The organism is Streptomyces hygroscopicus subsp. hygroscopicus (assembly GCF_030269125.1).
GTDB lineage: Bacteria > Actinomycetota > Actinomycetes > Streptomycetales > Streptomycetaceae > Streptomyces > Streptomyces hygroscopicus_C.
In genome coordinates, this window is the sequence record NZ_BSSM01000001.1 from 264,414 (window position 1) to 291,407 (window position 26,994).

The 26,994-nt window shown below is 73.1% G+C and carries 16 protein-coding genes; 4 read left to right on the top strand and 12 right to left on the bottom strand.

The window, feature by feature from the left end; all coding sequences use genetic code 11:
• Positions 1-19: 19 nt before the first annotated feature.
• The gene (locus QSK45_RS01170) at positions 20-760 is read right to left on the bottom strand and encodes an alpha/beta fold hydrolase (RefSeq protein ID WP_285552290.1); all 741 of its coding nucleotides are present in this window, start codon (positions 758-760) and stop codon (positions 20-22) included.
• 97 nt (positions 761-857) lie between these two features.
• Here QSK45_RS01170 and QSK45_RS01175 point away from each other — a divergent pair, with 97 nt between their 5' ends.
• On the top strand, positions 858-1,829 hold the full coding sequence (locus QSK45_RS01175; protein WP_285552293.1) for a helix-turn-helix transcriptional regulator: 972 nt from the start codon (positions 858-860) through the stop codon (positions 1,827-1,829).
• 12 nt (positions 1,830-1,841) lie between these two features.
• On the opposite strand, the gene QSK45_RS01180 is transcribed toward QSK45_RS01175, so the two are convergent.
• The 4 genes from QSK45_RS01180 to QSK45_RS01195 all read right to left on the bottom strand — a co-directional run bounded on the left by QSK45_RS01180 (position 1,842) and on the right by QSK45_RS01195 (position 14,804).
• Positions 1,842-6,248: an amino acid adenylation domain-containing protein gene (locus QSK45_RS01180; RefSeq protein WP_285552295.1), complete on the bottom strand. Its 4,407-nt coding sequence runs from the start codon at positions 6,246-6,248 to the stop codon at positions 1,842-1,844.
• A 45-nt stretch (positions 6,249-6,293) separates the two neighbouring features.
• Positions 6,294-7,766 (bottom strand): MFS transporter, encoded by a 1,473-nt coding sequence (locus tag QSK45_RS01185; RefSeq protein WP_285552296.1) that lies wholly within the window; start codon positions 7,764-7,766, stop codon positions 6,294-6,296.
• Between the two features lie 83 nt (positions 7,767-7,849).
• On the bottom strand, positions 7,850-13,747 hold the full coding sequence (locus QSK45_RS01190; RefSeq protein ID WP_285552297.1) for a non-ribosomal peptide synthetase: 5,898 nt from the start codon (positions 13,745-13,747) through the stop codon (positions 7,850-7,852).
• Positions 13,748-13,808: 61 nt separating this feature from the next.
• Positions 13,809-14,804, bottom strand: coding sequence for a winged helix DNA-binding domain-containing protein (locus QSK45_RS01195; protein ID WP_285552299.1), 996 nt, complete (start codon positions 14,802-14,804; stop codon positions 13,809-13,811).
• Between the two features lie 275 nt (positions 14,805-15,079).
• On the opposite strand from QSK45_RS01195, the gene QSK45_RS01200 reads away from it, so the two are divergent.
• Complete coding sequence (locus QSK45_RS01200; RefSeq protein ID WP_285552301.1) at positions 15,080-15,907, top strand: alpha/beta fold hydrolase; 828 nt, start codon at positions 15,080-15,082, stop codon at positions 15,905-15,907.
• 49 nt (positions 15,908-15,956) lie between these two features.
• Here QSK45_RS01200 and QSK45_RS01205 read toward each other — a convergent pair whose 3' ends face one another.
• Positions 15,957-16,415 (bottom strand): cupin domain-containing protein, encoded by a 459-nt coding sequence (locus QSK45_RS01205; protein WP_285552303.1) that lies wholly within the window; start codon positions 16,413-16,415, stop codon positions 15,957-15,959.
• Positions 16,416-16,528: 113 nt separating this feature from the next.
• On the opposite strand from QSK45_RS01205, the gene QSK45_RS01210 reads away from it, so the two are divergent.
• Complete coding sequence (locus tag QSK45_RS01210) at positions 16,529-17,164, top strand: TetR/AcrR family transcriptional regulator (RefSeq protein WP_285552305.1); 636 nt, start codon at positions 16,529-16,531, stop codon at positions 17,162-17,164.
• Between the two features lie 161 nt (positions 17,165-17,325).
• Here the strand turns inward: QSK45_RS01210 and QSK45_RS01215 are convergent, their stop codons facing one another.
• Positions 17,326-20,676 carry a lectin gene (locus tag QSK45_RS01215; RefSeq protein WP_285552307.1) on the bottom strand — a complete coding sequence of 1,117 codons (3,351 nt, stop codon included), beginning with the start codon at positions 20,674-20,676 and terminating at the stop codon, positions 17,326-17,328.
• Positions 20,677-21,123: 447 nt separating this feature from the next.
• Between QSK45_RS01215 and QSK45_RS01220 the strand changes: the two genes are divergently transcribed.
• Positions 21,124-22,347 (top strand): cytochrome P450, encoded by a 1,224-nt coding sequence (locus QSK45_RS01220; RefSeq protein ID WP_285552308.1) that lies wholly within the window; start codon positions 21,124-21,126, stop codon positions 22,345-22,347.
• Between the two features lie 110 nt (positions 22,348-22,457).
• Here QSK45_RS01220 and QSK45_RS01225 read toward each other — a convergent pair whose 3' ends face one another.
• The 5 genes from QSK45_RS01225 to QSK45_RS01245 form a co-directional block, all read right to left on the bottom strand.
• The gene (locus tag QSK45_RS01225; RefSeq protein ID WP_285552309.1) at positions 22,458-23,714 is read right to left on the bottom strand and encodes a cytochrome P450; all 1,257 of its coding nucleotides are present in this window, start codon (positions 23,712-23,714) and stop codon (positions 22,458-22,460) included.
• Entirely contained in the window at positions 23,711-24,328 is a 618-nt protein-coding gene (locus QSK45_RS01230; RefSeq protein WP_285552310.1) for a GTP-binding protein, read from the bottom strand. The genes QSK45_RS01225 and QSK45_RS01230 overlap by 4 nt, the downstream gene beginning before the upstream one ends.
• Positions 24,309-24,665 (bottom strand): DUF742 domain-containing protein, encoded by a 357-nt coding sequence (locus tag QSK45_RS01235; RefSeq protein ID WP_285552312.1) that lies wholly within the window; start codon positions 24,663-24,665, stop codon positions 24,309-24,311. Before QSK45_RS01235 ends, QSK45_RS01230 begins: the two co-directional genes overlap by 20 nt.
• Positions 24,662-25,081 (bottom strand): roadblock/LC7 domain-containing protein, encoded by a 420-nt coding sequence (locus QSK45_RS01240; RefSeq protein ID WP_285552314.1) that lies wholly within the window; start codon positions 25,079-25,081, stop codon positions 24,662-24,664. The genes QSK45_RS01235 and QSK45_RS01240 overlap by 4 nt, the downstream gene beginning before the upstream one ends.
• Before the next feature lie 121 nt (positions 25,082-25,202).
• On the bottom strand, positions 25,203-26,993 hold the full coding sequence (locus tag QSK45_RS01245) for an ATP-binding protein (protein WP_285552315.1): 1,791 nt from the start codon (positions 26,991-26,993) through the stop codon (positions 25,203-25,205).
• Position 26,994: the final 1 nt, after the last annotated feature.

Here is a 26,994-nt window from a genome sequence, read left to right on the forward strand (position 1 = left end):
GCGCCCGGCCGGGTGGCCGTCAGAACCCGGCCAGGAGTTCCGCCAGCTCCTTGGGCCGCGACAGCATCGGCCAGTGCCCGGTCGGCAGCCCGGTCATGGTCCACTCCGGGCCGGCCAGCATCGAGAAGGCCGGGACGCCCGCCGCCACCAGGGCCCGCACCTGCTCGACGGGGAAGGTGCAGGCGATCAGGGTGCGGGGGGTGTCCGGGATCTCGGCGGGCCTGCGCGCGGGGCCCAGCACCATCGCGGCGGGCTGCGCGGAGGCGCGCTCGCGCATCAGCGCCAGGTCCCGCGCCGAGAGATCGGCCAGGGCGGCCCGGTCCTGCTGCGGGTCGTCCTCGGCGAACGACGGGGCCGGCAGCAGCCATCCCCGCCCCTCCGTCTCGATCTGCCGCCGCTGCCACGCCTGCACCTCGGGCGGCAGGAACTCGATCTGCGCCATGCCGTCCGGGAACGGGGCCGTGTCGACGTACACGATCCGCCGCAGCCGCTCCGGCACCTGGTCGGCGGCCGCCGTACCCGCGATGGTCGCGCCGCTGTGCAGCACCAGCACCACGTCGTCGAGGTCGCCGATCGTGCCCACGATGTCGGCGACATGGGTGCCGACGCCGACGTCGGGTGTCGCCTCGCCGGCCCGCTCGCCCTGCCCGGTCAGCGACACCACCCTGACCTGGTGCCCGGCGTCGCCGAGCAGCCTGCCGACCTCCTCCCAGACCCACGGTCCGAAGAAGAACCCCGGGACCAGCACGTACGTCGACATCTGCGTTCTCCTTGCTCTCCCACGCTTTCTGACGCCCCGAAGGTAGACTTGAATCAGGGCGAAACCGGTCCGGATAGGTCTGCGGGAGCGGAAAGCTGTGCCAAAGGAGCGACCCACGACGCGCGTCCTGGCGATGCTGGAGCTGCTCCAGGACCGGCCCGGCATCAACGGCCGGGACCTGGCGCAGCGGCTCGGCGTGGACGAGCGGACCGTGCGCCGCTACGCCGCCCACCTCACCGAACTGGGCATCCCGGTCACCGCCGAGCGCGGACGCTACGGCGGCTACCGGCTGCCGCCCACCTTCCGGCTGCCGCCGCTCACCCTCACCGACGACGAAGCCGGCACGGTCATCCTGGGGCTGCTGGCCAACCATCCGGACGGTCCGCCGGCAGGCTCCACCGAGAGTGCCCTCGCCAAGATCAACCGGGTGCTGCCCCCCGCTGTCGCGGACCGGGTCGCCGCCCTCCGCGGCACGCTCGTCTTCGGCCACCACGCCGATCCCGGCACCGCCCCCGACCCCCGGATCGCCCTGGACCTCGCCGCCGCGGCGCGTGATCGCCGCCGGGTCGGCATCACGTACCGCTCGTGGCGGGGCGAGACCTCAGAACGCGAACTCGCCCCCTACGGGCTGGTGTTCCACTCGGGCCGCTGGTACGTGACCGGGCTGGACTCGCGCCGTGCCGCGATCCGGGTGTTCCGCATCGACCGCATCCGTGCCCTCCGGCCCGCCGAGGGCGCGCGAGCCGCACCGCCGCCGCCCGGATTCGACCCGGCCGCGCAGGTCACCGCGTCCCTCGGCGAGGTCTCCGGCAGACACCGGGTCGAAGTGCTCCTGCACACCACCCTCGAACAGGCCGCCCGCCGTGTGCCGCCGGCCGCGGCGGCCCTCACCCAGACCCCCGAGGGGGTTGTGCTGGTCACGCGCGCCGAGCGGCTCGACACCATGGCCGGCTACCTGGCAGGGCTCGGCTGTCCCCTCACGGTCCGCCGGCCGGCCGGGCTCCGCGACGCCCTCGCGCGGCTGTCCGACCAGCTCGCCGCCTACGCCGCCCGCACGCGCGAACCCTGAGGCCCTGGGGGGTCAGCGTTTGACGGCCGTGATCAGGGTGTGCTCCATCGGCAGCCCCCCGACGGCGTCGATCCGGTCGAATCCGGCCTTGCGCAGCATGCGTTCGTAGTCGGCGACCGGGTAGGCCATCCCCTCGCCCGTGGCGATCACGTTCAGGAACAGGGACAGCGAGGTGGCGATGACCCCGCCCGCCTCGTCCGGGGCCGTGTTGCACGAATAGACCAGTACGCGGCCGCCGGGGCCGAGCGCGTCGTGGGCCTTGGCGAGCAGTGTCTCCACGCGCCGGGCGTCGAAGACGTCGAGCACGCTGCTGAACAGGATGGCGTCCATGCCGGGCGGGAACGGGTCGACGAACATGTCGCCCGGCTGGAAACGCACCCTGCCCTCCACGCCGGGTGGGAGTCCGCGCGCGGCCAGTTCCGTCACCGAGGGCAGGTCGAACACGGTGACCGTGATGCCCGGGTGGTGCCCGGCGATCGCGGCCGCCTTGGCACCGCTGCCCCCACCGACGTCGAGCAGGTGCCCGATGCCCTGGAGGTCCGCGGTGCGCAGCAGGCCGGGCATCTCCTGGTGGGCGAAAGCGGCGATCGACTGGTGCAGGATCGCCTCGGTCTCCGGGTCCGCGCCGAGCCGTTCGTAGACCGACCCGCCCTCGCCCGCGTGCACTTTCAGCCCGTCGTTGGTGCCCGACCGCAGCGCCTGGGTCGTATGGGCCATGCCGGCGTAGTCGGTGCGGTGGCGGGAGAGGAAGATGTTGCGCCAGCTTTCCGGGCCTCGCGGCGCGAGCAGCCGCTCCGCGATCGGCGCGTTCCGGTACCGCCCGTCGGTTCTGACGAGGAGGTCGATCGCGGACAGCGAGGCGAGCAGGACGCGCATCTTGTGCGGGGCGATGCCCGCCTGGTCCGCGAGTTCGTCGAGGGTGGCCCCGGGGTGCGCGGACAGGTGCCCGAACACGTCCAGCTCCAGGCCCGCGACGACGGCGTTGAACAGCGTGTGGCCGTGGGCGACGAGCAGGAACCGCTGGTATGCCTCGTCCTCGGAAGCGATCGCCATCGTGGTGTCCCTCTCCTGGCTCGGTTCGGACTGTTCGAGTTCGTCCAGCAGCGTCGCCACCTCCTCGTCGCTCATCGCGTCGACCTGGCGTTCGAGTTCGTCGGTGGTGTCCGCCTCGTCGATCAGCGCGGCCAGCGCTTCGACGGTCGGGGCGGCGAGGAAGGCGCCGAGGCCGATCGCGGCGCCGCGCTCGGTCACGACCCGGTGCAGCATCGTGACCGCGAGCAGGGAGTGTCCGCCGGCGCCGAAGAAGTCCTCGTGGACCGCGACCCGCTCGCGGTCCAGCAGTTCGGCCCAGAGCGCCGCCAGCCACCGCTGGGTCGGGGTGACCGGCTCGCCCCCGGCGTCCTCGGCGAGCCCGGTGTCCGCCAGGTCCCGCTCCGCCAGCGCGCGCCGGTCCACCTTGCCGCTGGCATTGTGCGGGAACTCCGGCACGGCGACGATCCGCGCCGGGACCATGTACGCGGGCAGCCAGGCGCGCACCGCGTCCTTCAGTTCGGACTCGCCGGCCGTCACGCCCTCCGCGAGCCGGACGAACGCCACGATCCGCAGGTCGCCGTCGCCGAACTCCCTGCCGAGGGCCACGGCCTCCCGCACCCGGTCGTCGCGCTCCAGCGCCGCCGCCGTCTCGTCCGGCTCGACCCGGTGTCCGCGGATCTTCAGCTGGTGGTCCCGGCGCCCGTGGCAGGTGAGCGAGCCGTCGGCGTGGCGGCGGAAGAGATCGCCGGTGCGGTACAGCCGCTCGCCGGTCACCGGATGCCGCACGAAACGCTCGGCGGTCAGCTCCGGCGCGCCGACGTAGCCGCGGGCGAGGCCGACGCCGCCGATGAACAGCTCCCCCAGCACACCGGGCGGCACCGGGCGCAGCTCGTCGTCCAGGACGTGCACGGTCGTCCCGGCGATCGGCGGACCGATCAGCGGCACCGCGCCGCCGTCCAGTCGCTGGGCCAGCGAGTAGACCGTCGTCTCCGCGGGACCGTACAGGTTCCAGACACGGCCGACGGCGGCGCGGAGTTCGTCGGCGAGTTCGGGGGGCAGTGCCTCTCCCCCGGAGAGCGCGGAACGCAGCCCGGACAGGTCGGCGCCGGCGTCGAGCAGCATCCGCCAGGTGGACGGCGTGCCGTGCTGCACCGTCACTCCCCGGAGGAGGGCCGCCAGCCGGTGCGGGTCCCGCGCGTCCGCACGCCGGCAGACGGTCACCGTCGCGCCGACGGCCGGCGGCAGGAACAGTTCGATGACCGAGCCGTCGAACGGGAGGCTGGCCAGGGCGAGGGTCACGTCGTCCGCGCCCATGACATCGAGACCGGCCATCGCGGCGAGGAAGTTCCCCAGACTGCGGTGCGTGACCGCGACGCCCTTCGGACGCCCCGTGGAGCCGGAGGTGTACATGATGTACGCGAGCCGGTCCGGGTCCTCGGACGCCCGGAACCGGGAGGGCGTACGGCGGGGCAGCTCGCGGACGTCCAGCGCCGGGGGCGCCTGATCGCCGAGGTCCGGCAGTTCGGCGCCCGCGGTCAGCATCAGCCGCGCGCCGCTGTCACCCAGCAGGTACGCCAGCCGCTCCGGCGGATACTCCAGTTCCAGCGGCAGGTACACGCCGCCGGCCTTCCAGACGCCGAGCACGGCCGGCAGCAACTCGATCGACCGGCCGGTGCCGACGGCCACCACGGGCTCGGTGCCGGTCACCCGCTCGCGGACCGCCGCCGCGATGGCGTCCGAGGCCGCTTCGAGCTCCGCGAAGCTGAGTACGGCGCCGTCGCAGCGCACCGCGGGCGCGTGCGGCCGCACCGCGACCTGCCGGGTGAACAGCTCGCCGAACGTGACCGTGATCGCCGGCCGGGCCGGCACGGCGGCCGTCCGCAGCGCCGCGAGCCGCGCGGTCCGGGGCTCCAGCGTGTACCGCCCGACGGGCAGGTCGGGCTCCGCCGCGACGCCGGCCAACAGGGTGGCGTACTGGTCGAGCAACCGCTCGGCCGTCGGTCCGTCGTAGAGGTCGGTGTTGTAGTCGAGCCGTCCGCCGAGGCCGTCGCCGGACTGTTCCACGGTGAGTTCGAGGTCCAGCCGTGCGGTGTTGTTGCAGAACGCGACCGGGCACAGGGTCAGTTCGGGGGTGACCGGTACCTCCGCGTCTCCGAGCGGCAGGCTGCCCATGCTGAACAGCACCTGGTAGAGCGGGTTCCGGCTGGTGTCACGAGCGCCACCGAGCCGTTGGACGAGCGATCCGAACGGCAGGTCCTGGTCGTCGAGTCCGGCCAGGATGGCGCCCTGGACCCGGTCGACGAGCTCGCCGAACCGCGGCCCGCCGGTGGCGTCGATCCGCATCGGCAGGGTGTTGGCGAACGGGCCGATCAGCCCCTCGGTGCCCGGCAGCACCCGCCCGGACACCACCACCCCGAGGACCGCGTCGTCCAGGCCGCTGTACCGGGCGACGAGCACGTGCAGGGCCGCCAGCATGACCGGGAACAGCGTGACGCCGCGCTGCCTGGCCAGGTCGCGCAGTTCCGCGGCGACCGACGAGGGCAGCCGGAACGGAAGGCTGCGGCCGTTGAAGGTCTGCACCGGGGGGCGTTCGTGATCGGCGGGGACGAACGCGGCCGGGGCGCCGGCCAGCCGGGCCCGGCATGCCTCGATGCGGTCGTCGGCCTCGTCGAGGCGACGCCACTGCCAGGCGGCGAAGTCCGCGAACCGCACGGCCGGCGGCGGCAGTTCGGGGCGGCCGCCGGCCAGCCGGGCCCGATAGGCCGCGCCGAGTTCCTCGATGAGCACACCGACCGACCAGCCGTCGGCGGCGATGTGGTGCACGATCCACAGCAGCAGGTGGTCGTGCGGCGCGAGCGGGATCAGCTCGCTGCGGACCACCGGACCGTTCTCCAGGTCGAACCGCAGGCGGGCGCGCTCCTCGGCGTAGGCGAACGCCGCCCGTTCCCGGTCGGCCTCCGTCGTGCCCCGCACCGGCACGACGGTCAGTTCGGGCGGCGGCCCGGGGACGGCCGTCGCGGTGCCGTCCACGAACCGGAAGCGGCAGGCGAGCACGTCGTGCCGATCGGTGACGTCCCGAAGGGCCCGCCGCAGCGCGGGCACCGACAGCGGACCGGTCAGCCGGAGCGCGAAGGGCACCACGTACGGGGCACCGTCACCGGACCACAGCCGGTCGAGGAACAGCTGATGGGCCTGGCCCGGACCGGCGGGCCGGGCCGCCGGCTCGGGCGGGTCCTGGCCCGGCCCGGCGGGCTCGGCCGCAGGCTCGGGGCCCCCGGTCGTGGGCTCGGGGCCCGTGGCGGCGGGGCCGTCGGCCCGCGCGCGTCCGAGGAACGCCGCGCGCTCGTCGGCCGTCATCCCGGCGAGCCGGTGGAGTGCGTTTCGCATGGCCTGACTCCTCTCGTCGGGTGCTGCGCGCGGCGCGCCGAGGAGCTAGGCGGTGGCCGGCAGCGCGTCGGTTCCGTCGGCTCCGTCGGCTCCGGCCACGGGCTTGATCGTGCGGTTGGTGATCGCGTAGCAGACGATCGCGCCCACCGCCAGCACCGCGCCTGCGATCACGAAGGAGAGTGACCGGCCCTGCTCGGCCGCCTTCGCGGCGCTCGTGCCCGAGCCGAGGAGCGCGTGCTCGTGGCTCAGTCCGATCGTCACGATCACCGACAGGCCCAAGGACTGGCTGATCTGCTGCAACGACGTCAGCACGCCCGAGCCCAGGCCCGCGTTCTGCGGAGAGACGCCGTCGAGCGCGGACAGCTGGAGCGCGGGGGCCGCGAGACCGGACCCGAACGCGGCGAGCGCCATCCCCGGCAGCAGCCCGGTGACGAAACCGCCGCCCCCGCCGAGCAGGCTGAAGAGGAAGATCCCGACCCCGATGACGAACAGCCCCGCCGACAGCAGCACCCGCGAGCCGACCACCGGCATCAGCTTGGTGGAGATCACCAGGCCGGGGATGAACAGCACGGTGTACGGCAGCCAGGCCAGGCCGCTCTCAAGCGGCGAGTAGTGCACGGTCTGCTGCATGTAGAGCACCACGAGGAAGAACATCGCCGAGGTGGAGACCGCCATGAACACCTGCCCCGCGTACCCGGTCAACCGGGTGCGGCTGGTGAAGAACCGCAGCGGGATGAGCGGCGTCGCACTGCGCAGTTGCAGGAGCGCGAACACGGCGATGGCGAGGACGCCGCCGACCAGGGGACCGAGCACCGTGAGCCCGCTCCAGGGGTGGGTGATGCCGCTGAGCAGGCCGTGCACCACCGCGACCATGCCGCCGGTCAGCAGCACGGCGCCGGGCCAGCTGGTCCGGCCCGCGCCGGTCTCCTTGCTCTCCGGCACCAGCCTGAGGGTCATCACCAGCGAGATCACGCACGGCGGGACACCGATGTAGAAGATCCAGTGCCAGCCGGCCAGGTCGGTGAGGACGCCGGACAGCAGCACGCCCGACGCGGCGCCGAGGCCGGCCAGCCCGCCCCAGATGCCCAGCGCCTTGGTCCGCTCGCGCTCGTCGGTGAACAGCAGCGCCACCATGGACAGGGCGGCGGGGGCCGCGAGCGCCTCACCGACGCCCTGCGCGAACCGGCTCCCGATGAGCATGGCCGACGAGGTGGACAGGGCGGCCGTGAGCGACGCCACGGCCAGCAGCGCCGCACCCGCGGTGAACACGCGGCGGCGTCCGACGAGGTCGCCGAGCCGGCCGCCGAGCAGCAGCAGACCGCCCGCGGCGATCAGGTAGGCGTTGACCACCCAGGTCAGTTCGGACCGGCTCAGCCCCAGGTCGTGCTGGATCGAGGGCAGCGCGACGTTCACGTTCGTCGCGTCGAGAAAGATGATGAACTGGACGAGGGCCAGTCCGATCAGCGCCTTCCAGCGAAGCGGGTTCGGTGCTGGTAAGGCCTCGGTGTCGCCAGCCATCGGCACTCCTGGTTCGTCGCGCACGGTCAAGGTCACGGTCGGTGGGACGCGCGGTACGGTACGAGCGAGCGGTTATCGGCCGGTTACGCTGATCGAGATCGCAGACGGTCGGCCAGGCCCCGCAGCGTGCCCAACCGGTATACGTCGCCGACGGCCGGCCCCGCCAGACCCCGGGCGCGCAGCTCCGCGACGAACCTGCTGACGACCACCGAATTGCCGCCCGCGTCGAAGACGTTGTCGTCGCCGCGGATGCGCAGCCCCGTGAGCTGCTCCCAGATCTCGGTCAGTTGGTCCTCGGTCGGTACCGGGAGGAGGGGTGCGGCGGGGGCCGCGGATCGCGCCGGGACGGCGGAAGTCGCCGGGGCAGCGGGAGCCGCCGGGACGGCGGAAGCCGCGGGGATGCCGGAAGCCGCGGGGATGCCGGAAGCCGCGGGGACACCGGAAGCCGCGGGGACACCGGACCCCGCCGCAACGCCTGACGCGGGGTCAGGACCGGGCCGCGGCAGCCGTGCCCGGTCGAGCTTGCCGTTCGCCGTCAGCGGCAAGGCGTCGAGCGCGGTGATCGTGGCCGGAACCATGTACTCGGGCAGCAGCGCTCGTACCCGGTGCCGGATCGTCGGCGGGTCCACTCCCGCGGGCGTCACATAGGCGTCGAGTCGGGCGGCGTCCGGTGTACCGCCGACCACCACCGCCGCGGCGGTGACGCCGTCCGCGGCGAGCAGCGCGGCCCGCACCTCGCCGAGTTCGATCCGGTAGCCGCGGAGCTTGACCTGATCGTCCAGCCGGCCCAGGTGCTCGACCGTCCCGTCGGGGAGCATCCGGCCGCGGTCCCCGCTGCGGTACACCCGCGTGCCGTCCTCGTCCACGCCGAAGCGTTCGGCGGTCAGGTCGTCCAGGCCGAGATAGCCGAGCGCCACCCCCACCCCGCCCACGTGGATCTCCCCCGGCACCCCGGGCGGAAGGAGCCGGCCGGCCCGGTCCCGGATGGACAGCGACTCCCCGGGCAGCGGCACGCCCACCGAACGCGACGCCGTCTCGGCCATCCGCGGCGTCACCGTGGTCCAGGTGCTGTGCACCGTGGTCTCGGTGATGCCGTAGAGGTTGACGAGGCGGCACAGGTGCGGCGGATGACGCCGGAACCAGGGCAGGAGCGCCCGGGTGTCGAGCGGTTCCCCGCCGAACGTGACCAGGCGCACCGCCAGTACGGACGACGCGTCGCGGTCGGCTTCGGCCAGCATGCCGAAGGCGGTGGGCGTCTGGTTCAGGATCGTCACCCGCTCCTCGGCGAGCAGCCGGTGCAGCTCCTCCGGGACGCGGGTCACCCGCCGCGGCACCACGACGAGCCGGCCCCCCGTGGTCAGCGCGCCCCAGATCTCCCACACGGACATGTCGAACGCGACCGAGTGGAAGAACGCCCAGACGTCACGGTCGGCGAACGCGAACTCGGTGCCGGTGCCCGCGATCAGCGCGGTGACGCTGCGGTGGGCGACCACGACCGGCTTCGGCGTTCCGGTCGAACCCGAGGTGCAGATGACGTACGCCGCGTCGCCCGCGTCACCGGTGCGGGCCGGCGGTGTCGGCGGCTGCCGTTCGGCGAGGCCGGCGAGCGAGGCGGGCGACACGCTCCGCCAGGTGCCGGCCGGGAAGTCCGCCGACGCCGTCACCACGAGCCGGGGGGTGCCGGCGCGGGCCGTCCGCGCCAGCCGCTGCGGCGGGTTGTCCGGCTCCATGGGCAGGTACGCCGCTCCCGCGCGCAGCACCCCGAGCAGCACCACCACCAGCTCCCAGCCCCGGGCCATGCAGACGCCGACGCGGTCGCCGTGCTCGACGCCGAGTTCCCGCAGCGCTCGGGCGACCCGGTTCGCGGCCTGGTCCAGGCTGCCGTAACTGAGCCTGCTGTTGCGGTCGGTGATCGCCGTGGCGTCCGGCCGCTCGGCGGCGCGGGCGGCGACGAGGTCGTCGATCCTCCTGCGTTCGGCGGGCGGTTCGCCCCCGTCGCCCAGTCGCCTGACCCGTGATCTGCCGGCGGCGTCCAGCAGTTCGAGGCCGGCCAGATCACCCTTCCCCGCGGCCAGTTGTCCGGCGACGTGGACGACGGCGCTCCCGAACCGGTCACCGGCCTGCCGGCCGATCGGTCCGCCGCCGACGGCCGTGGTGAGGCCGGTGCCCACGGCCAGGGTGAGCGGGAACTCGGTGTCCCCCGCCTCGTGGAACCGGACCTCCACGGCCGGGGCGCCGTCGCCCAGCATGCTCGCGAGGACGGGACCGAATCGTGGCCACGTCCCTTCGAGCGCCTCCTCCGCGACGGCGAGCAGCGCGGCGACCGGGGTCTCCGGGTCGGTCGGGAAGGCGACCAGGGCCGGGCGCCGTGCCGCCGCGCTCTCGCGCAGGGCCAGTACGGTGACCGGCAGGCCGTGGTACCTGCCGAGGACGACCGCGGCCGCCGCGAGCACGCGGTGCCGGGGCACCGGCCCCAGGTCGTGCGTGCTTCGGGATGCCGGTTCGGCGGGCTCCGGGAGCCCCCAGTCGGGCGCCGGGTACTGCGCGGCGAGCAGCGTGCCGACGCGGTCCTCGGCGCCGTCGGCCAGCCACTCGATCAGCTCCAGGACCGGACCGGAGTCGTCCGCCAGGTACATGTGGCCACCGGCGACCTCGGCGTACCGCAGCGGACGGGTCGTCGCTTCCTGCCAGCGGGCCGAGTCGGCGGCGCTCACCAGGGCGTCGGCCGCTCCGCGCAGCACGGTGACCGGCACGTCGAGAGGGGTCACCGAGGTCCGCCGGTAGTTCTCGTACATCTCCTGGTCGGCCCGGAGCACCGGCAGCAGCAGTGCGGCCATCTCGGGGTCGGCCAGCGCGGGATGAGCGTAACCGGCCAGTTCCTCCAGCCGCGCCAGGAACTCCCGGTCCGGCAGCCCGGTGGTGCGGCGGTGCCGGGGCACGGTGGGGCCGGGCGTGCCACTGATGATCAGATGCCGGAGCCGCACGCCGTGTTCGAGGAGCAGTCCGGCCAGCTCGAAGGCGACGGTGCCGCCCAGGCAGTGGCCGACCAGCACGGCCTCGTCCCGGCCGTCGAGGGCCGAGAGGACCCGGGGCAACAGGTCGGCGGCCGCCGCGGCCACCGTGCGGTGCGGCGGCTCGCCGAACCGCTTGTCGTGCCCGGCCAGGTCGGGCGCGATGATCTCGACGTCGCCGCGGACCTGCCAGGGACGGAAGAACGACGCGCCGGCGCCGGTGTGCGGAAGACAGACGACCGGCAGCCGGACCGCCGGGGCCGCGGCGACCGTCGCGCCGATGACACGCGCCAGCTCCGCGGCGTGGTCCCGGGCGAAGTAGTGACCGCCGCCCGCCACGAGTTCGAGCCGCACGGTCTCGGCGAACACCGACCAGCCGCGGTAGCCGTGTTCCGGATCCGGGGTGACGGGATCGGCGGTTCCCAGCACACAGTGCAGCGGGGCGCGCAGCCGCGCTCCCGGTGACTTGTGCGCCGCGGCCTGGAACCGTGTCGCGCCCGCCATGTCGTGCCGTACCGCGGCGAGCACCTGATGGCGATCGGCCTCGTCGAGTGGGCCGTCGAAGCCGCCGATGGCCTTGATGTAGGCGTAGAACTCGTCGCCCGAGCTGCCGGTGACGCGGGCCAGGTTCGCCTCGGCGTCCGGGTCGGTCAGGCTGGCACCGACATGGACGGCGCGCAGGTCGGCACCCCGGGCCTCCAGTTCGCGGGCCACCGCCACCGCGAGGGACGCGCCCGCGCAGTGCCCGTAGACCATGACGGCTCCGGACACGCGCTCCCGGACCTCGTCGGCCAGTCGCGAGACCGCCTCGTCGAACTCCAGGAACTCGCCGTCGTCGCCCTCGTGTCCGGGCAGGCTCGCCGCCCACAGCCGGAACCGCGGCGGCAGGGCGTCCGCGAGCGGCTGGTAGGCGGTCGCGGCCCCGCCCGCGTAGGGGATCGCGATGACGGTGGTGTCGGCCGCGGAGTCGTCGCCGGTGAGCGGCCAGAGCAACCGGTCGGCCGACGGCCGCGCCCCGTCGGCCAGGTAGGCGGCGAGCGCGGCGGCGGTCCGGTGGCGGAACAGCTCGGCGAGCGGCACGCCGCCCCCGAGCAGCCGGCGCACCTTGAGCGCGGCGAAGGAGTTGCCGCCCAGGTCGAAGAAGTCGCTGTGCGGATGCACCTCGTCCGCGCCCAGCACCTCCCGCCAGGCGTGCCGGACCCGCTCCAGCATCTCCGGCGCGGTGTCCCCGACGGCCTCGGCGGCGGGTCCCGGGTCCTCGACGGCCTCCGGCTCGGGCACCGTGCCTTCGGCGGTCTCCCCCTCGCGCGCGGTCCCCGCGACGGCCTCCCCCTCCCGCGCGGCACCGCCGACGACGCCCCCGGGAGCCGGGTCGGCCTCCTCGACACCCCCCGAAGCCGGAGCGCTCCCCTCGACCACATCCGAAGCCAGAGCGGCCCCCTCGACCGCACCCCGAGCCGGAGCGGTCTTCTCGCCGGCCTCGGGAGCCGGGGCGGCGACCGTCACGGCCGTGCTCACCCGGGCCGGGGGGCGCGGCGGCTCGGGCAGCAGGAGGTCCCCGATCCCGCGGTCGGGGCGGGCCGCCACCGCGTCGGCCACCAGCGCGTACATCGCGGCGAGCCGCTCGGCGGTCGCCGGATCGAACAGGTCCCGGGCGTAGACGAGATCCAGCACGAGCGCTCCGGCGTCGGCGCGCACCATGAAGTTGAGGTCGAACTTGGCGGCCCTCAGCTCCGGGACGAGGCCCTTGACGGTCAGTCCGTCGTAGGCGGGCAGTCGTTGGTACGCGGTGGACCCGCCGTCACTCTCCTCGAGCTGGACGTGCACCCGGATCAGCGGCGTCCGGGTGCCGGACCGCTCCGTGCGCAGGGCGTCGACGAGCAGTCCGAAGGGCAGCGCGCTGCCCTCGTAGTCGGCGATCAGGTCACGCCGTGTGCGCGCGAGCACCTGCCGGAACGTCGGGTTTCCCGAGAGGTCCGCACGGACCGGGAACGCGTTGGTGAACAGCCCGATCAGATGGCGCAGTTCGGGTTGCTGGCGCTGGGCGACGGTGGAGCCGAACAGGAGGTCGCGCCGCCCGGTGCAGCGGGCGAGCAGAACGGCGAGCAGCGCGGCGACGGTCATGAACCGGGACGCGCCCTCCGCTCGGGCGATCCGGTCGAGACGGTCCACGGTGGGTTCGGGAATCGTCGCCCGGCACAGGTCGCCCTCGGCCGTTCGTGCCGGATCGTCGGGACGGTCGGTCGGCAGCGTCATCTCCGCGCCGTCGAGCCGGGTACGCCAGTAGCCGGTCAGCCGCTCCCGTTCCGCCGCGTCGAGCCGGTCCCGTTGCCAGCACGCGAAGTCCGCGTACTGGACGGGGAGCGGGGGGAGCGCCGAAGGAACCCCGCGCACCGCCGCGTTGTAGCCGTCCGCGAGTTCGGCGTGCAGGAGCGGGACCGACCAGCCGTCGCAGGCGATGTGGTGCACGGTGAGCAGGAGCAGGTGGTCCCGCGGGGCGAGCCGGAGGAGTTCCGCGCGCAGGACGGGGCCGGTACCGAGGTCGAAGCGGGCCGTCTGCGCCGCGGCGAGCCGCCGGGGGACCTCCTCGGCGGCCGAGCCGGTGAGGTCGAGGACCGGCAGCGGCACCGGGGCGGGCGCGCCGACGACTTGGTACAGCACGCCGTCGTGCTCGGTGAACGTGGTGCGCAGCGCCTCGTGCCGCTCGACGACCCGGGTCAGCGCGCCACGCAGGGCGCCGGTGTCGAGGGGGCCGCGGAGCGAGACCGGAAGCGGCACATTGTACGCGGACGAGCCCTGTTCGAGCTCGGTGACCATCCACAGCCCGGCCTGCGCGTACGAGGCGGGCACGACCGGGCCGGCCGGGCTCCGCCGAAGGATGCCGGACCGGTTCGACCGGCGCTGGGCGAGCGCCTTCAGCAGCCGCGCGCGTTCGGGTGAGCGTGCCGGCGGGGGAGGGACGATCGTCACCTGTTCTCCTTAGCCCAGGGCGAGTCTCCCGAGACCGTAGGCAGGCGCGGTTAGCCGGGGGTTATGCGGCGAGGAACCGGGCGATGTCGCGGAGTTCCGCGTCGAGGGCCGCCTGGCCGGCACCGGCCGGGCCGCCGTCGAACGGCTCCAGGGCGACGGCACGTGTCCGGTCCCGGCGCCAGACCCCGCGGACCAGGCCGTCCACGACGACGGTGGGGCTGATCTGACCGCCGCCCGGCCAGACCCTGCGCTCGTGCTCGGGCTCGACGGACAGCCGGCGGTCCGCGAATCCCACCAGGTAGTTGTCGTAGGCCGGCAGCAACCGGACGTCGCCCACCGGCTCCGGGCCCGGCGGAGCGTCGGCCGGCAGCGCGTGGTCGTCCAGGTCGCCGACGCGGCACGGTTCGATCAGACCGGCCCCGAGCAGGTCCCGCCACGCGGGGCGGGCAGCGGGCAGCCCGAGCCCGGACCAGGTGGCGAAGTCGGCCACGGTCGCCGGTCCGTGGGCCGCCAGATAGCGGTGCAGCAGCTCTTTGACCGCGTCAGGGCCGGAGGGTCCGGCAGAGGCGGGCAGCCAGTCCTTCGCGAGGACGTAGGTGGCGGAGCCGTCCTCCCGGACCGGACCGAAGCAGACGGTACCGAGGAGGGCGGACCGGCGGACGAGGTGGAACGGGACCTGCCCGGAGGCGTCGAGGCCCGCGTCGGTCATCCGCACCGCGAGTTCGTCCCGGGTCAGCGGGCCGTCGGCGAGCGCCTCGGCGATCACCCGCTCCCCCCGCCCCAGCTCGGCGGGTCCGAGCCCCAGCTCCCGGTAGCGGCGCTCGCCTCGGCGCAGCAGTCGGGGAGCGAGCAGTTCGCGGAGCCAGCCCGCGTCACGGGCCGGGACCAGGTACAGCGTGCCGCGCATGAACCAGCCCCGGACCAGAGTGCGCTCGGCGCCGAGCGCCCGGTACACGTCCGCCTCGGTCAGCCCGGAGCCGCGCGCCCTGACCCCGAGCGCGGCCGCCCTCAGATCCTGCGCCTGCACGGCCAGACACCGCTCCAGGACAGCGGCCACGGACGCCGCGCGCCACGCGCCACCCACGCCCTGCGACCACGCCCGGAGCAGTCTGGCCCCACCCGGTCCCAGCTCCCGCACGTACGCCCCCTGACATCACTCGTCGCTACCGACGGTTCCCGAACCGTAGCCGATGGCCGTCCGCCCGGCCATCGACCGGCCTCGGCCCGACTCCCCCACCCGACGCGGAGCGACTCTCATCGTGAGAGTTCACTTGCATCAGGCTTGCGACCGGCCTATATTCATGAGAGTCAGTTCTCACGAAGGGCGCGGCCATGACCTCCTCTGTTCCCACCGGCGACACCCGGACCGTCGACCTCCCCGGTGGCCTGTCCGTGACCATCGAAGAGCGCGGAAGCGGTTCCGGGGGCAGGGCCTTCCTGCTGCTGCACGGCGGCGCGGGCCCCCGGACGATGGCCGGTCCGGCGACCGCGCTGGCCGAGCAGGCGTACACCGTCGTCCCGACCCACCCGGGTTTCCAGGGGACACCTCGCCCGGAGTGGTGCGACACACCGGCCGACCTCGCCGTCGCCTACCTGGACCTGCTCGACGCCCTCGGCCTCGGCGACGTCATGGTGATCGGCAGCTCGCTCGGCGGCTGGGTCGCCTCCGAGATGGCCTTGCGCGACACCAAGGCCCGCATAGGAAGCCTCACTCTGCTCAACGCGGTGGGCATCCACGCGGCGCGGACGAAGGACGCGGTCGTCGACACCCGCGCCCTGGCACCGGCCGAGATCGCCGAGCTGTCGTTCGCCGATCCGGCCTTCCGCCCGGACTTCTCCTCCTTCAGCGACGAGCAGCGGGCGCAGGGGGCCGCCAACCAGCGGGCTCTGGCGCTCTACGGGGGTGAGAGGTTCTCGCACGACCCGAAGCTGCGCGGTCGCCTGCACCGCGTCGGCGTGCCGGTCCTGGTCGTCTGGGGCGAACAGGACGGCATCGCCTCCACGGCCTACGGCCGCGACTACGCCGGCTCCTTCCCCGACGGCCGCTTCGTGGCCATCCCCGAGGCCGGGCACTTCCCGCACATCGAGCAGCCGGCGCGCACTCTCGGTGCCATCGGCGACTTCGCCGACACCATGGTGAAGCCGTCGGCCGCGGCCTGAACCCGACGTCGCCGCCGGACCCCCGGGACCGCCCGCGACGGCCTGCGGCTCAGTCGTACTCCGTGGCGGGCGCGGTCGCGTAACGGGCCATGACCCGCACGGCGGCCGGGCCTGTCAGGCCCCCGTCCCGCGCCGCCGCGTCGCGCAGGTCCCGGAAGTACTGCACATACAGGTCGGGCGTGAAGGTGTTGATCATCACCAGCGGCTCCCCGCCGGGGTTGGCGAAGGTGTGCGGCACGCCCGGCGGGACCATCACCAGCGTTCCGGCGGGCGCCTCGTGCTCGTCGTGTCCCACGGTGAACCGGGCCGTGCCGGAGACCACGTAGAAGCCCTCGTCGTGTTCGGCGTGACGGTGCTGGGGCGGGCCGGCGCTGTGCGGGGCGAGAGTGATCTCGCCGATCCCGAGACGGTGCGCGGTCGTGCCGCCGTCCTCCAGGATGCGCATCCTGGCGGGCCCAAGCTCGATCACCTCACCGCCGCCGGGAGGGACGATCGCGACGCTGTTCATGGCCGGACTCCTTCGTGAGAATCGACTCTCATGGAAATAGGCTGGTCGCATCGTATGATGCAAGTCTTCCGCACAGGAAAGAGCCTGCCCGCCGCGGACCGAAAGGTGGATCCATGTCCCCGCCGACCTCGCCGGCCTCCGGCATGACCGGCCGCGCGAACCAGAAGCTGCGGACGCGTCGGGCGATCGTCCAGGCCGCGGCCGAACTGAGCCGCACCGGACGCGAAGTGACGATGAGCGAGATCGCCGTGGCGGCCCTCGTGTCCGAGGCCACGGCCTACCGCTACTTCCCCGACCTCGTCAGCCTCCTCCAGGAGGCCATGGCGGGCCAGCTCCCCGACCCGCACGAGGCGCTCGCCGGGGTCGAGCACTCCACCGATCCGGTGGAACGCGTCGCCGCGGCGACCGAGTTCCTGATGCGCCACGTGCTGGCCCGGCAGGGCGTGGTCCGCGCCATGATCGCCGGAACCATCGCCCGGCCCGATCGGTCCGCGCGTCCCGGTCTGCGCTTCGGGCTGATCGACCACGCCCTGGCCCCGGCGGTGGCGGCGGCGACCGATCCCCCCGCCCTGGAGCAGCTCAGACGCGGCCTTGCCGTGGTGGTCAGCGCCGAGGCGCTCTTCAACCTCACCGACCTGTACGGCCTGGACCCCGAGGACGCCATCGCCAGCGTCGTGTCGACCGCCACGGCCCTCACCCGCGCATCCCTGCACCCGGACACGAAGCCGGCCGCTGACGCCCGGGCATGAGCCGGCCCGGTGACGCGGACGTGGCTCCACCGGGCCGGTCAGGCTCCGCCGGGGGGTGGCCGGAGTACCCCCTTCCTGCCCGAGACCCACACGCGGGGTGGGCCGGTTCCCGCGGCTCGCACCGCCGGAACCGGCCCACCGTCGTCAGCGTCCGCCGGCTCTCACCGGCCGAAGCCGTAGGCGAAGAGGTGGGCGCTGCCCGTCGAGCCCGTCACCGGCAGGGTGATCGACGCCACCTGCCTGGACGCGTCGAGCGGGACCTTCGTGGCGAAGACGTAGGTCTTCACGCCGTCCCTGCCGCCGCTGCCGGTGTTCCGGTAGCCCGTCGTGACCGCCGTGGTGTCCCCCGCCATCGGCTTGCTCGAACCGGCGTTGAGCGTCCAGTCCGAGAAGCCGACCGTCGCCTTGGACGTGGTGCCGTCGGTGTAGGTGACGGTCACCGTGCCCGAGACCCCGCTGCCGTCGGCCGGCGCGTTGGTCGCCGTGCCCAGCAGGCCCAGCGACGCTCCCGACGCACCGGCCGCCATGGGGATGGTCTGGCCGGCCATCTCCAGGTTGTCCAGCCGACCGGACGCCACCGTCGGCCAGGTGTAGGAGACGCCGTCGACCGTGACGGTGGAGCCGCTCGTGACCCCGGCCGCCGACAGCGCGTTTTGCGAGAACGCCCAGCCGCCGCTGTCGAAGCCGCCCGAGAAGGTCGCACCGTCGGGATAGACGCCCTCGTTGGTGTCGTACGGCCACAGCTCGCCGGCCTTGGCCACCGCGACCCGCAGGGCCGCCCCGTTCAGCGCCGCCCCGGTGCTGTGGTCGGTCAACGCGAAGGTGACGGGGAACGTCCCTTCGCTCGCGCCCGCCGTCACATGGACCTTCGCCTCGGCGCTGCCCGAGGCGGGCACCGTCAGCGAGCCGGACGCCGGGTCGAGCGTGACGCCCGATGACGCCGTCGCCTTCCAGTCGACGGTGGCGTCCTTGCCGCCGAGGTTGGTGAGGTCGAGCGTGCCGTCACCGGAAGTACCGGGCTGAAGCACCAGGCCGTCGCTGGACGGGCCGGCCGCGGCCAGGACGCGGTCCCCTCCCGTGGTGTCCGACGGCGGCGCCGCCGACGGGCCGGAGGCCCAGGACTTGTCCGGCTGTGTGCCGAGGGTGAAGTCCAGGGTGCCCGCGTCCTTGAACTGCCCGTACGTCAGCCAGGAGGTGTTCCACTCCTTGCCCTTGACGTCGAGGGACTGCACGTACGGGGCGTCGGGCGCCGCCTGCGGTGCGTTGATCCGCACCGTCCTGCCGCCGGCGAGCGCCACCTTCGCCACAGGGAATGCCGGGCTGCCGAGCACCAGGGTGTCCGTGCCCGGGGTCTCGGGGTACATGCCCAGTTCGGACCAGACGTACCAGGAGCTCATCGCACCCAGGTCGTCGTTGCCGAACGAGCCGACCGGGGCGTTGAAGTACAGATTCCGCTGGGCCGCGCGCACGGCCTCCTGCGTCTTCCACGGCTGACCCGTGTAGTCGTACTCCCAGGGGATCTCCACGCTGGGCTCGTTGCTCAGGTTGGCATCGGTGTTGCCGGGATCGGTGATGTTGTCGAGCAGACCGTCCAGGAAGGACGAGTACGCCTTGTCACCCCCGCGTGCCTGGATGAGCTGCCGCAGGTTGAACGGGACCATCGGGGTGTACTGGGCCGACGTGCCCTCGACGAAGCCGTTGGAGGTACCCGGGGTGAATCCGCCCGCGAACCGGCCGTCCTTGTCCTTCGCCTGCATGTATCCGGTCTGCGGGTTGAGGACGTTCATCCAGTCCTGGGCGCGGGTGGCGAACTTCCGGTGGATGTCGTTCCTGCCCAGCGACTTGGCGAAGGCGGCGAGGGCGTAGTCGGCGGAGTCGTACTCCAACTGCGTGGAGACCGGGCCGTAGAAGTTGCAGCACCCGTAGTCGTTCTCGTCCAGCGGGAGGTAGCCCTTCGCGTCCCGCACCGATTCGCCGGGGCGGTCGTTGTTCGGGACGGTGGCCTCGTGCTGCAGGGCGGCGAGGGCCTTGCCCGTGTCGAAGCCACGGGCACCGAAGGCGTACGCGTCCGCGATGATGCCGGCTGCCGGGTCGCCGACCATGACGTAGCTTTCGCCGTTGTTGGAGGCCCACTTGGGAAGCAGGCCCGTCTGGTCGTAGCCGTTGAGCATCGAGGTGACGACGTCGTCGGCGACCTTGGGTTCGACCATCGCCATCAACTGGGTCTGGGAGCGGTAGGTGTCCCAGCCCGAGTAGTTGGCGTACTGGGCCCGCTGGCCCTTGGCCAGCTTGTGGATCTGGTTGTCCATGCCCATGTACCGGCCGTCGTCGTCCGAGAAGACGTTCGGGTGCAGCAGCGCGTGGTAGAGCGCCGTGTAGAACTGCACCCGCTGGTCCCGGGTGCCGCCCCCGATCCGGAGCTTGTCCAGCACCGCGTTCCAGGCGTCGTGGTTGGCCCGCTCCACCGCGTCGAGGTTCCAGCCCTTGATCTCGGTGGTGAGGTTGTCCGCCGCGGCGGCGTCGCTGGTGTACGAGATGCCGACCTTCGCTCTCACCGTGGGGGCGGAGGACGTGTCGAAGGTCAGGTACATCCCGTTCGCACCCGTCGTGGGCGGCTGGGTGGCCTTGCCCGTGGCCGGCGTCGAGGGCGTGGCGCCGGCGCTCGGGGCCGGGGACGGGACCCCGGAGGGCCGTCCGACGCTGTCGTGCACGGTCGGGGACGGGGCCTCGGGAACGGTGAAGTGCTCCTCCTTCAACCGCTTCGACGGGCGTGTCCGCAGATCCTGCCGGGCCTTGCCCGCCTTCAGCGACGTCGCGTCGGGGGTGATGGTGCTGCCGATCCAGGTCCCGCTGCTGGTGAACGGCCGGTCGAACCTGATGTCGAAGTGCAGGGTGTAGCGGTTGTGGGCACCGCAGAAGTGACCGCTGTCGACGGAGCCGCGGATCTCCTTCCTGTTCACCACCTGGACGCGGGTCCCGTCCACCTGGGTGGCACCCCCGCTGAGCTTGAACAGCAGGTTCGCCCGGCTGCCCGCCGGGAAGGTGAAGGAGCCCAGGCCGGCGCGGGTGGTGTCGGTCAGCCGGGTCGTGACACCGCTCGCGTCGGTGACCTCGTAGAACCCGATGCCGGTCTGCTCGTCGGCGTGGCGGAAGCCCGCGGACGCGTCGCCGAGCTTGCCCGAGAGCGTGCCGGTCACCGGAAGAACGGGCAGGTCGCCCGCGACGCCGCAGCCGGGTCCGGAGACATGGGTGAGGCTGAAGCCCGAGATCTTGTCGTCGTTGTACTCGTAGCCGCCGCCCGAGGGCCGGTCGGGCGTGGTGTCCGGGCCCCACTGCACCATCCCGGCCGGCATGTCGGGGCCGGGGAACGTGTCCACCTCTCCGGAGGTGCCGATCAGGGGGTTGACGAGGGACGCGGGATCTTTCACCAGGGCCGGTGGCGCGGCACTCGCGGCATGGGCGTCCCCGATCGCCGGGAGCGGGAATGCCGCGATCCCCAGGACGGAGATCACGGCGAGGCGTTGGCGAAGTCTTCCTCGGTTACGTGGCGCGGCTGAACGTCGGGATCGGACCATCGGTTGCCTCCGCAGCGTTTCGTGCTTCGCACAGGTGCTGGTGTGCCGAAGGGCAGGGACGTCGGTGAGGGGCCGCGGTGCCGGGCGCGGCCATGCGGCCTGACAACGTTGCCATTCACACGTGACGAGTGAACCCGTGGGCTTACGACCTGTCAACGATGCCAACGGCGGTTTCTGGGAGCGACGTTCGCAGTGCGCCCTCCGGCACCTCGATCGCCGCCTCCGCTCCACCACCGCGGGCACCCGGGCTCGCCGGATGCGCCGGCCGTGCCGGATGCCGGTTCCAGGATCCTTCCGACTTTGGTGGCGGAGGGGGGCCGCTTCGGCTGATCATTATTCAACTACCGTGTGGCGCAAGCCAGTCACTGACCTTGAGGGAGCCCCATGCCCACCGCGCAGGTGCCCGACATCCTCTCGCCCGAATTCGCCGCGGACCCCTACTCGGCGTACCGTCTGATGCACGATGCCGCGCCCCTCATCTGGCATGAGGCGACGCAGAGTTACATCGTCTCGCGCTACGAGGACGTCGAGCACGTCTTCAAGGACAAGAACGGCGAGTTCACCACCGACAACTACGACTGGCAGATCGAGCCCGTGCACGGCAAGACGATCCTCCAGCTCAGCGGCCGTGAGCACGCCGTGCGCCGCGCCCTCGTCGCTCCCGCCTTCCGCGGCGCCGACCTCCAGGAGAAGTTCCTCCCCGTCATCGAGCGCAACTCGCGCGAACTGATCGACACCTTCCGGAACTCCGGCTCCGCCGACCTGGTCAACGACTACGCCACCCGCTTCCCGGTCAACGTGATCGCCGACATGCTGGGGCTCGACAAGGCGGACCACGCGCGCTTCCACCGTTGGTACACGTCCGTCATCGCCTTCCTCGGCAACCTCTCGGGCGACCCGGAGGTGGCCGCGGCGGGCGAGCGGACCCGGGCCGAGTTCGCCGAGTACATGCTGCCGATCATCCGGGAGCGCCGCGAAAGCCTGGGCGACGACCTGCTGTCCACGCTGTGCACCGCCGAGGTCGACGGGGTGCGGATGAGCGACGAGGACATCAAGGCGTTCTGCAGCCTGTTGCTCGCCGCCGGCGGCGAGACCACCGACAAGGCGATCGCCAGCATCTTCGCGAACCTGCTCCGCCACCCCGACCAGCTCGCCGCCGTCCGCGCCGACCGCGACCTGATCCCGCGGGCCTTCGCCGAGACCCTGCGGTACACCCCGCCCGTCCACATGATCATGCGGCAGTCGGCGACCGAGGTGAAGCTCAGCGGCGGCACCATCCCCGCCGGCGTCACCGTCACCTGCCTGATAGGCGCCGCCAACCGGGACGGGAGCCGCTACCGCGAGCCCGACCGCTTCGACATCTTCCGTGACGACCTGACCGCGACGACCGCCTTCTCCGCCGCCGCCGACCACCTCGCCTTCGCGCTCGGCCGGCACTTCTGCGTCGGCGCCCTGCTCGCCAAGGCGGAGGTCGAGATCGGCGTCGGCCAACTGCTGGACGCCATGCCCGACATGCGCCTCGCCGACGGCTTCGACCCGGTGGAGGAGGGGGTCTTCACCCGCGGACCGCAGCGCCTGCCGGTGCGGTTCACGCCCGTGACGGCCTGACCCGCGCCACCGCCGAGGTGATGGGCCCCGTCCAGGGGCCCATGTGCCCGCGCCGCCGTACCACCGAGTCGGTCGGGGCGCCTGCCCTACCTGATCACCACGCGCCCGCCCTACTGCACCACCGGCGTGAACCGCACCGGCAGCGCCGTCAGACCCCGCATCCAGACCGACGGACGCCAGGTCAGCGTCTCCGGCTCGACCGACAGCACCAGGTCGGGCAGCCGCTCCAGCAGCGTCTCCACCGCCGTCCGCGCCATCACGTCCGCCAGCAGCGGTGCCGGATAGGGGCAGCGGTGCTCGCCGTTGCTGAACGAGAGGTGCGCGGAGTTCTCCGCGCCCACGTGCGAGTCGGGCCAGATCTGCGGGTCGGTGTTGGCCGCGGCCAGTCCCAGCACCAGACAGTCGCCCGCGCGGATCTGCCGCCCGCCCAGCTGGGTGTCCCTGACGGCCCAGCGCCCGATGAAGTTCTGCGTCGGCGTGTCCAGCCACAGCGCCTCGTTGAGCGCCTCGCCCACACTGAGCCTGCCGCCCGACACGTTCACCGCGAACCGCTCGTCCGTCAGCAGCAGCCGCAGCGTGTTGCAGATCCAGTTCGCGGTCGGCTGCTGCGCCGCGGCGATCACCGAGATCAGGTCCTGGACGATCTCCTCGTCCGTCAGCCCCGCCGGATGCAGCAGCATGCGCGAGGTGACGTCCGGACCGGGGCTTTCCCGCTTGTCCTTCACCAGTTGCCGCAGCCGCTCGCCCACGCGCCCGTAGGCGGCCACCGGGTCGTCGCCCTCCGCGGCGTCGAGCGAGATCCGCAGGTCCTCGACGAGTTGCCGGGTGTCCTCGCCGGAGGTCGGCATCCCGCACATCTGCACCACGGCACGCATCGGCAGGGCGTGCGCGTATCCGGTCATCAGCTCGGCCTGGCCGCTGCCCGCGAAGGCGGCGATGAGCCGGTCGGCGATCAGCTGGCAGTTGTGCGCCAGTTCGAACTGGTCGACGCCTTCCAGCGCCTGGGTGATCACCCCGGCCCGCCGCCGGTGCTCGTCGCCCTCGGTGAACAGCACCGACGGCTGGTACCCGACGTACGGCAGCAGCGGCCAGTCCGCCGGGATGTTCTCCCACTGGTTCCAGCGCCGGGAGTCCCGCGCGAACAGCTCGTCGTGGCTGGTCACGTACGTGACTTCGGAGTAGCCGAGGACCAGCCAGGCCGGGATGTCCCCGTCGAGCAGCACCGGCGCGACCGCGCCGTGCTCGCTGCGCAGCGCGCGGTACATCTGCGAGGGCGTCTGCTGGTACTCCAGTCCCGTCAGGCGCACCGCGTCGGTGTGGGCGGGGCAGCCCGGCGGAGCCTGTCGCGCGGAAGAGGGGTCGGTCACGGTGTCGCCTCCTGGGCCATCGCCAGTTCGTACAGGTGGTCCACGAGGGTGATCAGCACGTCCTTGCCGGACTGCCGGACCCGCGCGTCGCAGTCGACCATCGGCACCCGCTCGGACAGCGCGAGCGCCTGGCGGATCTCCTCCAGGGAGTACCGGTGGGCGTCGTCGTCGAACCGGTTGACGGCCACCACGAACGGCGTCTTGTGGTGCTCCAGCCGGTCTATCGCGTACCAGGAGTCGTTCATCCGCCGTGTGTCCACGAGCACCACGGCACCCAGCGTTCCGGAGAACAGCCTGTCCCACAGGAACCAGAAGCGCTCCTGGCCCGGCGCTCCGAACAGGTACAGCACCATGCGCTCGTTGAGGCTGATCCGCCCGAAGTCGAACGCCACCGTCGTGGTCGTCTTCGTCGCGACCGCACTGGTCTCGTCGAGGCCGATCCCGGCCTGCGTCATCACCTCCTCGGTGTTCAGCGGCCGGATCTCGCTCACCGAGCGGACCAGGGTCGTCTTGCCGACACCGAAACCGCCCACGATGACGATCTTCAGTCCGGTCTCCGCCGCATCGGCCAGTGGCGTGCGACGGGAGGGAAGCTCAGAGGTTGCGGAGCCCATGGAGCACCTCCTTGAGAAGGGCGGAGTCGGGAAGCGAGGCGACGGACCGCGCCGCGCGCGGCCGGCGGGCGGTGATGCGGCCGGTGTCGAGCAGGTCCCCGAGCAGGATCCGCACCACCGTGATGGGCAGTTTCAGCTCCGCGGCGATCTCGACGACGGCCGCGGGGTGTTGGCACAGCTCCAGGATCCGGGCGTGCTCCGACTGCATCCCCGCCGTGGGCCGGCACTCACTGACGATCAGGGTGACCAGGTCGAAGGAGTCGTCGGCACGGCTGCGGCCGGCCGTGACCGTGTAGAGCCGGTCGGGGTCACCGGTGTCCACGGGCTTGCGCATCACGACGCGGCACTCCCGGGAAAGGGCTCTCGGGGCTCGGCGCGCAGGTGCTCGCCTATCTGTTCCACCAGCTCCGTCATCTGATGGCCCACCACACCGGGGTCGGCGTCCTCCTCGGCGAGGACGGCCAGGTGCGCCCCCTCGCCGGCCTCGACGATGAAGAGCAGGCCGCCGTGGAACTCGGTCATGGACTGCCGGACGCCGCCGGTGCCGTCGCCGAACTCCACGGACGCGCCCTGGGACAGGGCCTGGATGCCGGAGCAGATCGCCGCCAGCTGGTCGGCCTGGTCGAGCGTCAGGTGTTCGGTCCAGCAGAGCTTGAGGCCGTCCCGGGACAGTGCCAGGGCGTGCCGGGTGCCGGGAGTACGCTCCAGGAGATTCTGGAGGAGCCAGGTGAGGCTGTTGTCGGTGGTCTGCATGATGGGTGATGGGACGGTGTTACCCGGCTGACCGGTCACCGGCCCGTTCCTCCAATCTCATGAACTCGGGCGGGAAGCGGGCGCCGGCGCCCTGGGCGCCGTACGGACAGGGGGTCGGCGGCTACGGGGCGGACGGCGGCTCGGACTCGGTCCCGGCCTCCGGGCCGGCGGTGCCGCTCGCGGACCGGCGCCCGCGGTGGAAGGCGCCGAACCGGGTGCCGGCGTCGCGTGCCGGGCGCTGCTCCGGGCGTTCCGCGTCCGCCGTCTCGGACGCGGTCCCGGACACCGCGTGGGACGCCGACCGGCGCTGCTCACGCTCCCGCTCCGCCTCGGCCATGGTGCGACCGGGCGCGCGTACGGGCAGGCCGTTCGGCGTGGAGCCGGTGGCGCGCGCGGGCTGTCCCTGCGCGGGCGGCTCCGGCCGGACGGCGGGCCGCTCCGGGACAGCCGGGCGCGAGGCGGGCTCGGGTACCGGGGCCGGGGCGGGCGAGGCGGCGGGGACGGGGCCCGGCGTGGGCACGATCCCCGCGGCGGCGCGGCCGACGGCTTCGGACGACACCGCCTCGCGCCGCTGGGCGACCAGCTGCGGGGGCAACAGGACGACGACGCCGGTGCCGCCGCGCGACGAGGGGCGGTAGTTGACGCTGATGCCGTACTTCATCGCGAGCCTCCCGACCACGGCGAGGCCGAGGCGGGTGCCCTGGAGCGAGGCGAGGTCGGTCATGCGGCCGGACACCGCCTCCTCGGCGCGGCGCATGGCCGCGTCGGCCATCTTGAGGCCACTGTCCTCGATGGTGACGACCAGTCCCGCGCTGCGGTCCTCGACATAGACGTGCACCTCGTCGATGGGCGGCGAGAAGTTCGCCGCGTTGTCCATCAGTTCGGCGAGGAGATGCATCACGCCCTCGGCGGCGAAGCCGGAGATCGCGGCGGTGGTGGAGCAGTGCAGACGCACCCGCTGGTAGGCGGCGATGCGGCCGACGGCGCCGCGCAGGATGCTCTCCATCACGATCGGCTTGTTCCAGGCGCGGCTGGACCGGCCGCCCATGAGCAGCGCGAGCCGGTCGGTCATCAGGCCGAGCTGCGAGGTGCTGTGGTCCAGCTTCAGCAGGTCGCCGAAGACCTCCTCGCCGTGTCGTTCCTGCATGTCACGCAGGTCGGCGAGCATACTGACGGACTTGGCCTGGACGCGGCTGAGCGCCTTGGCGGAGGCGGCCTGTGCGGCGGCGGCGCGCCGCTCGCTGCGGGCGAGTTCGCGAACGTACGACTCGGTCGCGGCGCGGACCATGGGCAGCCGCGACAGGTCGAGTTCGGCGAGCACCGTGTCGGCGGAGCGGCCCTCGCGCAGCCCTGCGACGGCGGCGGGCAGGGTCTCCCGCGTCACCCGCTCCAGCTCGGCGACCGCCTCGGTCAACTCGTCATGGGCGCGTCGGCGCTCGCCGTCCAGGACGGCGGCGTGCCGCACGCATTCCTCGACGGCGGCGGCGAAGGCGTACGCGATCCGGCCCAGCTGCGGGTCGGACGGCTGGGGGACGCTGCCCAGCGCGTCGACCGCGCTCATCCCGGCCCGCAGGCGTTCGGTCACGGCGGGCAGCGTCATGTTGCCCAGGTGCGCGAGCTCCGCCGACAGCTGCGCCGCCTGCGCCTTGAGGCGCCCGGTCTCGGAGGTCTGCGCGGCGGCCGCGCACCGGGCCTGCCGGACGAGCCGGTGGCCGACGAGGACGGCCACGGCCACGCACCCCCAGGCGACCGCCACCACGGTCAGCGCCCAGGCGCGGGCGCCGGACGGCGCCAGGGCGACAGCCACGCCGCCGGCCGCGGCGCCCACCACCAGCACGACCAGGGGCATGGTCGGCGAGGTGCGCGGCGGCTTCGCCGGCCGTTGCTGACTGAGTGGTGCAGGCAGTGACATT

Bases quoted from the DNA above. Each gene is read 5' to 3' on its own strand.
- QSK45_RS01170 (WP_285552290.1), bottom strand. From the start codon at position 760: ATGTCGACGTACGTGCTGGTCCCGGGGTTCTTCTTCGGACCGTGGGTC.
- QSK45_RS01180 (WP_285552295.1), bottom strand. From the start codon at position 6,248: ATGCGAAACGCACTCCACCGGCTCGCCGGGATGACGGCCGACGAGCGC.
- QSK45_RS01185 (WP_285552296.1), bottom strand. From the start codon at position 7,766: ATGGCTGGCGACACCGAGGCCTTACCAGCACCGAACCCGCTTCGCTGG.
- QSK45_RS01200 (WP_285552301.1), top strand. From the start codon at position 15,080: ATGACCTCCTCTGTTCCCACCGGCGACACCCGGACCGTCGACCTCCCC.
- QSK45_RS01205 (WP_285552303.1), bottom strand. From the start codon at position 16,415: ATGAACAGCGTCGCGATCGTCCCTCCCGGCGGCGGTGAGGTGATCGAG.
- QSK45_RS01210 (WP_285552305.1), top strand. From the start codon at position 16,529: ATGTCCCCGCCGACCTCGCCGGCCTCCGGCATGACCGGCCGCGCGAAC.
- QSK45_RS01220 (WP_285552308.1), top strand. From the start codon at position 21,124: ATGCCCACCGCGCAGGTGCCCGACATCCTCTCGCCCGAATTCGCCGCG.
- QSK45_RS01230 (WP_285552310.1), bottom strand. From the start codon at position 24,328: ATGGGCTCCGCAACCTCTGAGCTTCCCTCCCGTCGCACGCCACTGGCC.
- QSK45_RS01240 (WP_285552314.1), bottom strand. From the start codon at position 25,081: ATGCAGACCACCGACAACAGCCTCACCTGGCTCCTCCAGAATCTCCTG.
- QSK45_RS01245 (WP_285552315.1), bottom strand. From the start codon at position 26,993: ATGTCACTGCCTGCACCACTCAGTCAGCAACGGCCGGCGAAGCCGCCG.